This window comes from Kitasatospora sp. NPDC001175 (assembly GCF_053598215.1).
Window position 1 is genome coordinate 1 of the sequence record NZ_JBSFJU010000014.1, and the last position, 12,616, is coordinate 12,616.

10 protein-coding genes and 1 pseudogene are annotated in these 12,616 nt (G+C 69.5%); 6 read left to right on the plus strand and 5 right to left on the minus strand.

The window, feature by feature from the left end; genetic code table 11:
* The first annotated feature begins 324 nt into the window (after positions 1 to 324).
* From ACWDAK_RS13090 to ACWDAK_RS13110, 5 genes are all read left to right on the plus strand, one after another.
* The gene (locus ACWDAK_RS13090; RefSeq protein ID WP_427393361.1) at positions 325 to 636 is read left to right on the plus strand and encodes a DUF6087 family protein; all 312 of its coding nucleotides are present in this window, start codon (positions 325 to 327) and stop codon (positions 634 to 636) included.
* A 54-nt stretch (positions 637 to 690) separates the two neighbouring features.
* On the plus strand, positions 691 to 1,137 hold the full coding sequence (locus tag ACWDAK_RS13095) for an NUDIX hydrolase (RefSeq protein ID WP_344641601.1): 447 nt from the start codon (positions 691 to 693) through the stop codon (positions 1,135 to 1,137).
* Positions 1,138 to 1,331: 194 nt separating this feature from the next.
* Complete coding sequence (locus tag ACWDAK_RS13100; protein ID WP_344641602.1) at positions 1,332 to 1,823, plus strand: NUDIX domain-containing protein; 492 nt, start codon at positions 1,332 to 1,334, stop codon at positions 1,821 to 1,823.
* 75 nt (positions 1,824 to 1,898) lie between these two features.
* The gene (locus ACWDAK_RS13105) at positions 1,899 to 3,905 is read left to right on the plus strand and encodes an ATP-binding cassette domain-containing protein (protein ID WP_427393360.1); all 2,007 of its coding nucleotides are present in this window, start codon (positions 1,899 to 1,901) and stop codon (positions 3,903 to 3,905) included.
* Positions 3,906 to 4,001: 96 nt separating this feature from the next.
* Positions 4,002 to 4,847 carry a GNAT family N-acetyltransferase gene (locus tag ACWDAK_RS13110; RefSeq protein ID WP_427393359.1) on the plus strand — a complete coding sequence of 282 codons (846 nt, stop codon included), beginning with the start codon at positions 4,002 to 4,004 and terminating at the stop codon, positions 4,845 to 4,847.
* A gap of 114 nt (positions 4,848 to 4,961) precedes the next feature.
* Here ACWDAK_RS13110 and ACWDAK_RS13115 read toward each other — a convergent pair.
* Positions 4,962 to 5,351 (minus strand): annotated as a pseudogene (locus ACWDAK_RS13115) (transposase family protein); the annotation flags it as partial.
* A gap of 176 nt (positions 5,352 to 5,527) precedes the next feature.
* Between ACWDAK_RS13115 and ACWDAK_RS13120 the strand changes: the two are divergent.
* Positions 5,528 to 6,421 (plus strand): methyltransferase domain-containing protein, encoded by an 894-nt coding sequence (locus ACWDAK_RS13120; RefSeq protein ID WP_344637987.1) that lies wholly within the window; start codon positions 5,528 to 5,530, stop codon positions 6,419 to 6,421.
* A gap of 402 nt (positions 6,422 to 6,823) precedes the next feature.
* Here ACWDAK_RS13120 and ACWDAK_RS13125 read toward each other — a convergent pair whose 3' ends face one another.
* The 4 genes from ACWDAK_RS13125 to fabD all read right to left on the minus strand — a co-directional run bounded on the left by ACWDAK_RS13125 (position 6,824) and on the right by fabD (position 12,615).
* Positions 6,824 to 8,035 carry a cytochrome P450 gene (locus tag ACWDAK_RS13125; RefSeq protein WP_344637986.1) on the minus strand — a complete coding sequence of 404 codons (1,212 nt, stop codon included), beginning with the start codon at positions 8,033 to 8,035 and terminating at the stop codon, positions 6,824 to 6,826.
* A gap of 159 nt (positions 8,036 to 8,194) precedes the next feature.
* Positions 8,195 to 9,013 carry an SAM-dependent methyltransferase gene (locus ACWDAK_RS13130; RefSeq protein ID WP_427393358.1) on the minus strand — a complete coding sequence of 273 codons (819 nt, stop codon included), beginning with the start codon at positions 9,011 to 9,013 and terminating at the stop codon, positions 8,195 to 8,197.
* 256 nt (positions 9,014 to 9,269) lie between these two features.
* Positions 9,270 to 10,286 (minus strand): NADP-dependent oxidoreductase, encoded by a 1,017-nt coding sequence (locus ACWDAK_RS13135; RefSeq protein WP_344637984.1) that lies wholly within the window; start codon positions 10,284 to 10,286, stop codon positions 9,270 to 9,272.
* 58 nt (positions 10,287 to 10,344) lie between these two features.
* Positions 10,345 to 12,615, minus strand: coding sequence for an ACP S-malonyltransferase (fabD, locus tag ACWDAK_RS13140; RefSeq protein ID WP_427393357.1), 2,271 nt, complete (start codon positions 12,613 to 12,615; stop codon positions 10,345 to 10,347).
* Position 12,616 lies beyond the last annotated feature (1 nt).

Below are 12,616 nucleotides of genomic sequence, written 5' to 3' on the forward strand. Positions count from 1 at the left end.
ACGCCTCCCCGCACCGAATCGGATGTCCGTCTACATCCAACCGGTTCAGGCATCGCCACCGCCAACCCGGCGAACCTATGCGGTCACGGCACTAGGTACGGCAGAGCACGCCCGCCTCCCGGCCCCGAGCAGCTCAGCCTCGCGTCAGACCTCGATTGTCGGACCCTGCTGCCACACTGAGCGGCTTGAGCAAAGCTGCTGATGGTCAAGGGAGTTGATGCTCTTCATTCGATCGTGTGGCAACCGGTCGAACCCGTCGCAGGCGCCACGTGGGCGGCCTAGGTTGAGCACCCAAGGCCACACTCATGTGCGAGGAAGGTACTGATGTCCGACTCATCAGATGAACCGCCCCACCGGGAACCACTGGCCGCGCGGGCGGCCCGCCGGGAGCGCCGACGGCCCGAGACCGGCACGCTGCGGTCGCTGAGCCTGGCAGCCGGACCGCGGCAACGGGCGCGTGTGGACCGCTCGGTACCCCGGCTGCTCCTCGCCTGGGACGGTTTCGTACGGAAGCCCCACGGCTACGCCGAGGCACAGACGCTCCTCAACACCCCTGCGCCGCGGAAGGCTCCGTCGGTATCACCGCAGCCCACCCCGCCCTTGCGCGAGGGCACCGTCCGTCATCGTCGGCCTTGACCGAACCACCGACACCGCTGTCGTTTCGTCCGCTTCGTCGAAAGGCTCGCTCGCATGGCGCACGCGCCCACCATGGTCGTCGGAGTCCACCTGGTCCTCATCGAGGACGGTCACGTTCTGCTCGGACAGCGGCGCAACACCTCCTTCGCCGACGGGCACTGGCACGTTCCCGCCGGCCATCTCCTCGAGCACGAGTCGATCACACGCGGAATGGCCCGCGAGGCGAAGGAGGAGCTGAGCATCGTGATCCGCGAGGAGGATCTCGAGCTCGTACACGCCCTGCACCACCTGGATGCCGACGACGGCCAGGGCCGACTCCAGCTGTTCTTCCGCCCCCGCGCCTACACCGGCGAGGTCACCAACCGCGAGCCCGAGAAGTGCCACCAGGTGTCCTGGTGGCCGCTGGAGAGGCTGCCGAAGCCGGTCGTCGACTACGCCGCTCACGCACTCGGCCGGATCACGGCGGGCGATGCGATGTCCGTCTTCGGCCGGCCGGCATGAGCAGGCTCGACCAACTGCGCAACAGTGCACGGAGGCAGAGCTCGACAAGCTGCGGCACCTCGGCTGGAGCAACACCGCCGAGTACCCGCTCGGTGCCCTGCCGTACCTCGTCCTGCGCACCTGCACCGACCACCAACTCCCTTTCCCGCACCGGTGCTACCGTACCGCTCCTGATGTGAGAGAAGCCCATCCAAATGTCCGAGCGTTCCGGTCGTGCCGTGTTCTCCGCCGCCGCGGCAGCCTTCATTCCCCGAGGGCGATCCGAGGTCCTCCTCGTTCACCACGCCCGATCGGGCATGTGGGTCCAGCCTGGCGGCAAGAGCGAGTGGGACGAGCCGCCCATGGTTACCTGCCGCCGCGAGGCCACCGAGGAACTCGGCGGCGTCTCCGTCGAGGTCGGGCGGCTGCTGGTCGTCAACTGGCTGACCAAATCCGCCGAGCTGTTCCCCGGCGCCGCCCTCAACGAATTCGCCTACCCCTGCAACCTGTTCACCTTCCACGCCACCCTCGCCCCGGGCGCTGAAGACCGCATCCGGGTGCCCGAGCGGGAGCTGCTCGGCTGGCGTTGGTGGGACATCGACGACGCCTGCCGGCCAGGGGTGATGGAGCCGTACAACGCCCGCAACCTGCGCGCCGCCGCCACCGCCTACCACGAGGGCCAATCCACCGCCTACCTCGAGTCCTGAACGAAGCCGACCGCCTCGCCGCGCTCCTGCGCGAGCTTCTCACCAACCCCTGTCGCCGACGATCGGAGCCGATCCGTGACCAAACCCAAGCCCGAAACGGCCTTTGACCCGGAGGTCTCCGAGAGTGAACTGCTGCTGTTCGGCGGACCGATGCGCTACGACTACGGCTGGGCCCGGCACGAGCTGGCCAGTGCCGACGTATCGTTCCTCGCCATCGCCCGACAGCTGCCCGGCCTGCTACGCCTGGCCGGCCGCATGGCCCGTCAGGCCGACCAGAAAGCGCTAATCACACTCGTCACCGCGGAGGTGCTGCGCGGCATCGCCGCGGCCGTGGCGCTGCTGGCCACCAACCGGGCCCTGAGCCGCCTGCTGACCGCCGGGACAGTCCCGCACGCCCTCCGCGCCGCACTGCCCGCGATCCTCACCGTCGGAGCCATCGCCGCGCTGTCCGCGCTCCTGGCCACCGCCTCGTCCTGGGCAACCGGCCGTCTGGAGCCCGCGGTGTTCCGGATCGCCACCGAGGACTTCCTACGGATCGTCGCCCGCACCGAACTGGAGGCCATCGAGGACAGCGAGTTCCTCTCCGCCGTGGACTCCGCCCGGTTCGGCGCCCTGTCCATCCAGCACCTGGTCGGCCAAGCCACCGCCGTGCTGACCGCCGCCCTCGGCCTGATCTCCGCCGCCGGCGTCCTGACCGTGCTGAACTGGACACTCCTGCCGATGCTCGTCCTGATCACCGCCCCACGCGGCTGGGGCGCGGTGCGCACCGCCCGCCGCCGCTACGCCTCCCGCAAGGCATGGCTGCAACACTCCCGCGCCGCAGGACTGCTCGCGGACATGCTGGTGCACCCCTGGTCGGCTGCCGAGCTGCGCGTGCACGCCGCAGGCCCGTTCATCCTGCGCCACTACGAGCAGATGGCCCGCGCCGCCGCCGACGAGCAGGCCCGCCTCGCGGGCGTCAAAGCCCGCACCGATCTGCTCGCCGCCAGCCTCGCCGGGCTCGCGTCGATCGGCGCGTTCGCTCTGCTGGGCCGGCTGGTGATCCACGGTTCCATGCCGCTCGCGGTGGCCGGTACGGCCGTCTTCGCCATCCGAACCGGCTCGGCCAGCATCGGCAGCCTCGTCGGGCAGATCAACTCCCTCTACGAGGAAGCCCTCTTCGTTCGCGACCTCGACGAACTGCACCGTATCGGCGCCCGCCGCGCCATCCCGACCGGCGGCACCAAGCTCCCCGAGCGCCCGGAGGCAATCCGCGTCGAGGACGTCGCTTTCACCTACCCCGGCCGCGACACCCCCGCCCTGGACAAGGTGAACCTGACCATCCCGCGCGGCACCGTCGTCGCGCTGGTCGGAGCCAACGGCTCGGGCAAGAGCACCCTGGCCCATCTGCTGTCCGGCGTCTACCAGCCCCACTCCGGGCGGATCCTGTGGGATGACGTCGATGCCGCCGAGGCCGACCGCGACCAGCTGTTCGCCTCCGTCGCCATCCTCGCTCAGAACTTCCAGCGCTGGGCGTTCACGGTCAAAGCCAATCTCTTCCTCGGCCGCCCCGAGTACCCCTGCGGGCAGGACCAACTCGACGCCTCCGCCACGTACGCCGACCTGCACCCGGTGCTCGACGAGCTGCCGCGCGGCTGGGACACCCTCGCCGCCAAGGGCTTCGAAGGCGGAGTCCAACTCTCCGGCGGCCAGTGGCAGAAGGTCGCCCTCGCCCGCACCCACCTGCGCGTCACCACCCCCGGCCCCGCCGGCCGACTGCCGCACCTGGTCGTCGTCGACGAACCGACCAGCGCGATGGACGCGAAAGCCGAAATCGCCGCCTTCGAACGGATCCGGGAACTCGCCGACCTCGGCGTGACCGTCGTCCTCATCACCCACCGCCTCGCCGCAACCGCCAAGGCCGACCACATCTACGTCCTCGACCACGGCCGCCTCATCGAACAAGGCACGCACGAACAGCTGATGGCCCAACAACCCGCCACCCAGTACCGCGAGGCATACCTCCTGCAAGCAGCCCAGTACGAGACCGGCACCGTACCCAAGCAAGCAGCGCCCGCCGCCAAGACCGCGACGCCACACTGACTCGGCGGTCTGGCCCCCAACACGGCAGTCCAGCCGACCGTGCTGTGCTGTTAAGGCTGGCTCCTCCTCGTGCTCGCCAGGTGGCCCGGCCCGAAGATGGCCCAGTCGGCTCGCATGGAATTGGCCCATGCGATGGGTCAATTTCGCACTACCGTAGGCACAATGACAATGAGATCCACTTCAACCGACCAGCCCACGTCCTTGGCCGAGGCGCCGATGCGTCAGGCCCGCAACTCCGCCGCCTTTTGGATCGCGATCGGCCGATGCCGGGGGCATGAGGTGATCCGGCGCCGCGGATTCGTCGCGGTCGATGGCGACGAGCGTGCAGGCCTGCGGATCCTGATCCAGGAACCCGACCTCGACCCGGGCGAACTGGCCGAGTTGAGCGAGCTGGCCCGCCGGGCCGCGGGCCCGGTGAACGCCGAGGATCCGTTCAGCTCGACCGACCTGAGCCACCTGGGCATGCGAAGCCGGCAGATGCCGATCATGCTGCGCCCGCCCGGGCCCGTCGACGAACCGGTGCTAGACGTGATCCGGGTACAGCAGCCCGAGGACCTCCAGGCGGCCGAGCGGATCGTGATCGAGGGCTTCGAGCTGGCCAGATTCGAGCCCTACCGCCCCGGCGAGCTGTTCCCGATGGCGCTGATCAAGCAGCCGGGCGTGGACGTGTTCGTCGCCTTGCACGGCGACGTGGCCGCGGGAGCCTGTGTCAGGGTCGTGGACGGCGGCGTCGGCGGCCATTACTGGGTCGGTACTTCGCCGGCGTTCCGGTCGCGTGGCGTGGGTCGGGCCGTCATGCTCGGCTCCCTCGCCCACCTGGCGGATCTGCCGGTCACACTCACCGCTTCGAAGCTGGGCAGGCCGCTTTACGAGTCGCTGGGTTACACCGCCGCGACGTCCTCGACCTGGTGGGCCTCTCCTCATGTGACAGCGTCGCGGTGAAGCCCGCTGGCTCGCCAGTGCCCCGCAGGGCTCCAACCATGTGGACAGATGCGCCGGTAGGCGCTGTGCTCGTGCCGGTTGCGGGCGGATGACTTGGGCGTAGATCGTCGGCCACCGGGCGACTTCGCGATTCGTCAGGACCAGCAAGGCTCGCACCAGGGTGGTCGCCCGCTTCGGGTCGGTGCGGACCTTGCCGAGGGCCCGCCAGTTCTTGAGGTGGGCGAAGGCGTGCTCGACCGGTGCCCGGACGGAGGCAAGGGCCGTGTTGGACAGTTTCTGGCCGCAAGTCAGGGGGCGGTTCCGGGCGGCCTCGTAGTCGGTGATCACGGCCGGGTCGGCGTCGGGGCCGCTGTCGTCGGGGCCGCTGTCGTCGAGGCCGACGAAGCCCAGGTCGGCGATGGCTCCGAGACCGGCTGCACGGAGATGGGCGGTGAGCTTGTCGTGACGGCAGGCGGTGATCTCCGAGGTGCGTCCCGGTCGCGCTGCGGAGACCCCGACAGTCCGGTCAGCGCGCCGTCCCGCGCCTGGCGCGCTGGCTCTGGGGGCCGAATACGTGTACCCCTTCCGGCGCGTCACGGTGCAGAACCGTGCTGTAGGACGTGCGGGGTTCGCTGACTGTGTGAGACATCCCTCTCCCGTCATCGTGGCGCTGGTGGCCCGGGAAGGTTGACCATGTAGTCATGACTTCCTCGCCCCGCCCACCGCACGTCGATGGCCGACCTGATCTGATAGGCGGGACTACCGCGCTCGGTGGAGAGTCCGCTCCCGCCCGCGGGTACCTGCTGGACAACGCGCGCGCCGAGGCGGGCGAGCGATTCGCTTGGCTGGCCGAGCTGTTCGACGGTGTGACGCGCGGGCACGTCGATCGACTGGGGGTCAGGGCCGGCTCGCGCTGCTGGGAAGTGGGGGCCGGCGGCCCCAGTATCCCGGAGGCGCTCGCGGCGTCCGTCGGTCCGACCGGGCACGTGCTGGCCACGGACATCGACCCGTCATGGCTGAAGGCAGGCGACGGGTACGAGGTGCGCCAGCACGACGTCGCCGCTGACCCGCCCCCGGAGCCGGGGACGTTCGATCTGGTGCACGCCCGACTCGTGCTGGTCCATGTACCCGACCGGGCTCGCGCGTTGGCCACGATGGCGGCAGCGCTACGGCCCGGCGGCTGGCTGCTGGTCGAGGACGCCGATACCGCTCTGCAGCCACTGGCATGCCTGGACGACAGCGGCCCTGCGCAGCGACGGGCCAACCGGCTGCGCGACGCGGTCCGGGAGCTGCTGACGCGCCGCGGCGCGGACCTGCGCTACGGCCGGACACTGCCGCGGGCATTGCGTGAGGCCGGCTTGGTAGATGTCGCCGCGGCGGGCTCTTTCCCGGTCGGCGGGCTGGCCTGCGACCGGCTGGAGGCGGCGACCATCCGGCACGTGCGCGGCGAGCTGCTCGCGGCCGGCCTGGCCGACGACGCCGAGATCGACGCGCACCTGGCCGCCATCCACGCGGGCGAACTCGACCTGACACTCGCGCCGCTGATCTCGGCCTGGGGACGCCGTCCAGCCGAGCACCCTCCGGCACTCGGTTAGGTGCGGATACGGTCTTCCACTCGGATCACGGGGCGTCGAGAACTCCATGATCCTCGAAGCCATGCCGCCCCCCGTTACCTGCCCGTCTGCGTCGTAGCGTCGCGTGCGCAGCCAGTTGATCTCGAACTGCGAGCACAGCATCTGTCAACTGTCGCACGAAGACGCAGACTTGCAGTCCATGGGCTTGGGCCCGGCAGAGACCGCCGGGCCCAAGCCAGCCGGCGCTGACTTCACGGCTGATTTCCGTCGCCGCCCGCCCAGTCCGTTGAAGTCCGTCGCGCTGGGTCGGTGCCGCATTCGCCACTCCCCCACAAGACACGCAATAGATCGGGAGTTACATGGCGTATGACCCGAGAGGGCACGGACGGGTTGCCTTGCGCCGGGCTCCGGATTCGCGGCCTTCTACCAGATGACCGGCAGCCCGTGCAGGCCGAAGATCGCCGCGTCGTTCTTCAGTGGCAGGTCGTCGACGCTCTCGGCCAGCCGGAGTCCGGGAACACGGCGGAGCAAGGTCTCGTAGACGATCTCCAGCTCCATCCGCGCGAGGCTCTGTCCGAGGCACTGATGCGGGCCGTGGCCGAACGCGAGGTGCTGGCGCGCGCCGCGGTCGACGTCAAGCTCGTCGGGGTTCTCGAACACCGCGGGATCGCGGTTCGCCGAGCCGCCGAGCGCGAAGACGCCCTCGCCAACGCGGATGATCTGTCCCCCGATCTCGACGTCGTCCTTCGCCACGCGGGCGGTGATGATGTCCGTGATGGTGAAGTACCGCAGTAGTTCCTCGACGACGTCCGGGGTCGAGCCGGGGTCGTCCGTGATCCTCGCCCGCAGCTCCGGCCTCTCCAGCAGGGCCAGCGTGCCCAGCGAGATCATGTTCCCGGTCGTGTCGTGCCCGGCGGTCAGCAGCAGGAACGCCAGGTCGACCAGGGCGTCGTGATCGTAGGTGCCCGCCTGCCGGCCCTTGGCGACCTGGCGGCTGAGCAGGTCGTCCTCGGGGGACTCCTCCTTGCTCGTCACCAGCTCGTCCAGATAGGTCTGCAGGTCGAAGAACGCCTGCTGCCGGGTCAGCGGCGGGAGCGTCATGCTGAGCATGCGGGAGGTGCGGTCCTCGAAGAAGTCACGGTCGGTGTCGGACACGCCCAGCAGCTCGCAGATGACCAGCGACGGCACCGGGAAGGAGAGTGCCTTCACCAGATCGGCTGGCTTGGGGCCGGCCAGCATCTCGTCGATGCATGCGTCGACGATGTCCTGGATGCGCGGGCGCAGCGCCTCCATCCGCCGGAAGGTGAATTCGCCGACCACCGCGCGTCGTGCGGCGGTGTGCTCGGGCGCGTCCATACCGGCCAGGGAGAGCGTGGAGTCCCTGTCGCTCTTGGCCAGTTCGACCAGCATGGGGAAGTCCGGGTGTCCCCGGTCGGAGCTCAGACGGGGGTCGGCCAGCGCCTTGCGGACGTCCTCGTACCTGGTCAGGATCCACGCGGACCTGCCGGTGGGCAGGGTCACCTTCGCCACCGGGCTGCTCTCGCGGAGACCGGCGTACTCGGCGGGCAGCTGGTACGGGCAGGTGCGGGGGACGGGAAAGGCGAGCGTGGTGTTGTCTTCGGTGGGTGCAGTCACAGAACTTCTCTCCTGAGCAGTGCGTTGACAGGGGTGCGCTGGAGATCCGTCGCTTGGTCCGGCGCGCCCGCCCGCGGCCCTTCGCCATCGGCCGCGCGGTCGGCGGCGATGGTCCTCGAAGGGCCGCGGGCGGGCCCTGCCGAATTCCGGCGTGCCGTCTCAGACGGGCTTCTGCGCGGTCAGCAGGACGGAGCCGAACTCAGCGACGTCGATCATGGCCGCGGGGCTGAACTTCTCGTCCGCCTCCTCGTCGAAGACCGGGTCCAGGTCCTGCTCGCTGCGGCTCATCTGCTCGAAGGTCTGACGCACGCTCTGCTCGGTGATGTCGCGGAGTTCGACGAAGCGCAGGCCCGCGCGGCCGAGCATGGGCACATAGTCCTCGGGGCGCGCCAGCGTCATGATGAAGTCGCGGAGCAGGCGGTCCACGGCGGGCTGTTTGTCGGCAGGGATCGGGGCGCGCTCGAAGAAGTCGGTCAGCACCAGTCGGCCACCGGGGCGCAGCACCCGACGGATCTCGCTGAGGACCCGCTCGCGGTCGGGCATGTGGAAGATCGACTCGATGGCGATGGCCGCGTCGAAGGAGTTGTCGGGGAAGGGCAGTTCCATGGCGTCGGCGTGGCGGAACTCCACCTCGTCGGCAAGCCCGGCCGCCTCTGCGAGCTCGGTGGCGCGAGCGATCTGGTCCCGGCTGATCGAGATCCCGGTGACGTGGGCGCCGGTGCGCACCGCGATCCGCATGGCCGGCTGCCCTACCCCGCAGCCGACGTCGAGCACCTGGTGGCCCTTTTCGAGCCGCAGGGCGTCGGTCATCAGGTCGGTGAGCCGGTCGGCCGCGTCGACGAGGGGCATCTCGTTGTCGTCGAGGTCCCAGTAGCCGAGGTGGAGACTCCCTCCCTGCGCGGCGGTGTCGAGCGCGGTCAGGCGGTCGTAGAGGAGTCCGACCTCTGCGGGGACGGGGATGGTGGTGGGGTTCGACATTCGAGGTCCTCCGTTGTCTTCATGCGTGGAATTCATGGCCGGCTGATTCGCCTGGCGCGTACGCGGTACGGGCGCCGTCGAGCGGATTCAGCGGGCAGGTTTCGAAGAGAAAGGCGGCGAGCGAGGAATCGGCCGCGAGGCGCGTTCACATCGACGACGTCGGTGGTTGCGCGTGAGGAACACGCTACCGGTCCGGGGGTGAACAAGGAACAGTGCACCGGGGCGAATATTCGCGTTCTTTGCGAGAACTACGCGCTCAGCCGGCTATCTTGACGAGCATTTTGCCGGTGTTCGCGCCCCGCAGCATGTCGATGAACGCGGCCGGCGCGTTCTCCAGGCCCTGCACGACGGTTTCCCGGTGGGTGATCCGCCCCTCGGTCAGCCAGCGGCCCATCCGGTCCAGGAACTGGTCCTTCAGATCGGTGTATTCACCGACGAGGAAGCCGCGCAGAGTGATTCCCTTGGCAATGGCCTGCATCAGGTTTCGCGGTCCGACGATCTCGCCCTTCAGATTGTACTGCGAGATCGCGCCGCAGAGAGCGAAGCGTGCGCCCATTCTGCCCAGGAGCAGTGCGGCGTCCAGGTGTTCGCCACCGACGTTGTCGAAATAGACATCGATGCCGCCCGGTGCGGCTTTCGCGAGTTGTTCCCGGACCGGCCCGTCCTTGTAGTTGAACGCGGCGTCGAAGCCCAGTTCCTCGGTGAGGTAGGCCACTTTCTCCGCGCTCCCGGCTGATCCGACCACTCTCGCCGCACCGGACAGCCTGGCGATCTGGCCGACCAGTGATCCGACCGCGCCCGCGGCCGCGGAGACGAACACGACGTCGCCTTCGCGGAATTCGGCGGCTTTGAGCAGCCCCGCGTAGGCGGCGTGCCCGGGCATGCCCAGCACGCCCAGGTAGGCGCCGGGCGGCGCGACGGCCGGGTCGACCCTGACCGCGCCGGCGGCGCCCACGACGGCGTACTCCCGCCAGCCGAGGCCGTGCAGCACCAGGTCTCCGACGGCGAGACCCGGCGACTTCGACACGATGACCTCACCGACGGCGCCCCCGTCGAGTGCCTTGCCGACGGCGAACGGCGGTACGTAGGACCTGACATCGGTCATCCGCCCGCGCATGTACGGGTCGACGCTCATCACCAGATTGCGCACCAGCACCTGGCCGGCGCCCAGCGGGGGCAGCTCCGCCTGCACGACCGAGAAGGTCTCCAGGGTCGGCCAGCCCTCAGGGCGAGCGGCGAGCCGGACTTCGGTTCCCTTGGACGGAACGGTCATCACTCTCCTCAACTACCGTAAAGAACGGGGCCGATATGCGGCACCACGGAATTGCGCCTCAGGATTCGAGGAGACGCAGGCGATTTTGGCTCCCGTCCGTGGGCGGGGATGCGAGGGCGTCGCGCCAGGTCCTCATCGCGGATTCGATGTGTTCGGCGGCACCTTCGAGCAGCATGAGGCCGATCCGGTCGGCATGCCGGTTTCGCCATGGCTCCATGTCGGTGCCGGCGACCCATTGGTTGAACGCCCCCAGGGCCGGGCCCGTGTGGATCTGGTAGTTCACCTTGCCCGAGCCGTCGCCCTCCATGGCGAGGCGCGTCGTGTGGAAGAAGTACCAGCGGAACACGAGCGCCATCTTCTGTTTGGGCTGTGCTTCGGCCTGGGAGATCTCGGCGTCCCTCCCCCGCGACCGGAGATAGTCGCGGACTTCCTCCCAGACCCGGTCGAGGCTCCTGCCGAAGTACGTCCTCTCCAGCAGTGAGCGCGTCTTCGCCGGGATCTCCTCGATGCCGTCGTAGTGCGAGTAGAGGGAGAACAACTTGTTGGCCCTGGTGGGGAAGAACACGCCCTTGCGGAGCACCTGGACCTTGGCGCCCAGCTCGAACATGTCACCGGCCGGGGCATAGGCGGTGTCGGCGATACCGACGTCCTGCAGCATGTCCTTGACCACGGCGCTCGTCCCGGCTTCCACCGTGCACTGGTTGACGGAGCCGGTGAGGACGTAATCGGCGCCCATCATGAAGGCCGCCGCCACCGCCGAGGGGGTGCCGAGACCGCCGGCGAGGCCCATGCAGAGGGGTTCGGCGTAGCCGTACCGGTCCTGCGCCTCCTGCCGGAGCCGGAGCATGGCCGGCATCATGACCGTGGCGACGCCGCCGTCGGTGTGTCCGCCGGAGTCGGCCTCGACCGTGATGTCGTGGCTCATGGGCACCTGCCGGGCGAGTTCCACCTGCTCGTCGGTCAGCGCGTTCTCCCGGCGCAGCTTTTCCAGCACCGGCTCGGGGGCGGGTGCCATGAACGCCCGCGCGACTTCCGGACGCGACACCTTGGCCACGATGTGGTGGTCGCACACCGGCTTGCCGTCGGCGCCGCGACGGAGCCCCCGCGCCCGGTGGAGGACGAGCGCGGATGACATCTGCATGAAGGCCGACGCCTCGATGACGCGCACACGATGGCGCGACAGCAGGTCGATCAGCTCGCGCTCGGCGGCGGGGTCGTCGTGGTCGGCGAGCACGTTGACGCCGTAGGGCTCCCCCCGGGTGAGGCCCCTCTGAATGTCCAGCACCCCACGCTCGATCTCCGGGAGCGACAGACCGCCGGTTCCCAGGAAGCCCAGCATGCCGTTCCTGCCGAGCCTGACGACCATCTCGGCCGAGGCGATCCCCCGGTACATGCCGCCCACGAGATAGGCGTGGCGCACCCCCATCCGCTCGCGGAACAAGGGGCTGCCCAGGGCGGCCGCCGGTGCGTCGGGGAGCGGAGCGGGGCGCGGGGCGGAGCGGATCTGGTCGATCAGTTTGCCGAGCACCTGGCCGCCGAGTTCGACGAAGTCGGTGACACCCTGGTCCAGCAGGTGACGCACGCTGTCGGTCCAGCGCACGGGCCGCACGACCTGTTCGGTGAGCGTGCGCGCGGTCTCGCCGGCCACGTACGGGCGGGCCGTCGCGTTGGCGATCACGGGTGTCCTCGGATCGCCCAGGGTGAACCCGTCCACGAAGCGGGCGAAGTCCTGCTGCGCCTGCCGCATCAGGGGCGAGTGGAAGGCGCCGGACACGCTCAGTCTCGCGCAGCGGACGCCACGCGAATCGAGGTAGGACACCAGCGCGCGGATGGTCTCGGTGTCACCCGAAACGACCTTCTGCGCCGGTGCGTTGTCGTTGGCGATGGTCAGGGCGGAGAATCCGCCCTCTTCGAGGAGCACGTGCAGCCGTTCCGGGTCGACTCCGACCACCGCCGCCATGCCGCCGCCCCGCGCCTGTGCCATCAGTGCGCCGCGCTGCTGGACGAGGCGCAGGCCGGTGGTGAAGTCGAACGCGCCCGCGGCGTGCAGCGCGCAGTACTCGCCGAGGCTGTGGCCGGCGAAGAAGGCCACCTCGTCGCCGTTGTTCTCACGCCACCAGCGGTAGGCGAGCGCGCCGACCACGAACAGCGCGGGCTGGGTGTACTCGGTGCGGCCCAGTTGGTGTCCCGGGTCGTCCAGGCACAGCTCGCGGATCGAGTACCCGAGCACGCTGGAGGCTTCCTCGACGAGTTCGGGGTAGGCGTCGAAGAGCTCGCGCCCCATCCCGCGCCGCTGTGCGCCCTGGCCGGGGAAGACCACTGCCTTCATG

What these genes read in the sequence shown, in the direction of transcription:
- ACWDAK_RS13090 (WP_427393361.1), top strand. Translation starts at nt 325, where the DNA reads ATGTCCGACTCATCAGATGAACCGCCCCACCGGGAACCACTGGCCGCG.
- ACWDAK_RS13095 (WP_344641601.1), top strand. Translation starts at nt 691, where the DNA reads ATGGCGCACGCGCCCACCATGGTCGTCGGAGTCCACCTGGTCCTCATC.
- ACWDAK_RS13100 (WP_344641602.1), top strand. Translation starts at nt 1,332, where the DNA reads ATGTCCGAGCGTTCCGGTCGTGCCGTGTTCTCCGCCGCCGCGGCAGCC.
- ACWDAK_RS13110 (WP_427393359.1), top strand. Translation starts at nt 4,002, where the DNA reads ATGGCCCAGTCGGCTCGCATGGAATTGGCCCATGCGATGGGTCAATTT.
- ACWDAK_RS13120 (WP_344637987.1), top strand. Translation starts at nt 5,528, where the DNA reads ATGACTTCCTCGCCCCGCCCACCGCACGTCGATGGCCGACCTGATCTG.
- ACWDAK_RS13130 (WP_427393358.1), bottom strand. Translation starts at nt 9,013, where the DNA reads ATGTCGAACCCCACCACCATCCCCGTCCCCGCAGAGGTCGGACTCCTC.
- ACWDAK_RS13135 (WP_344637984.1), bottom strand. Translation starts at nt 10,286, where the DNA reads ATGACCGTTCCGTCCAAGGGAACCGAAGTCCGGCTCGCCGCTCGCCCT.
- fabD (WP_427393357.1), bottom strand. Translation starts at nt 12,615, where the DNA reads ATGAAGGCAGTGGTCTTCCCCGGCCAGGGCGCACAGCGGCGCGGGATG.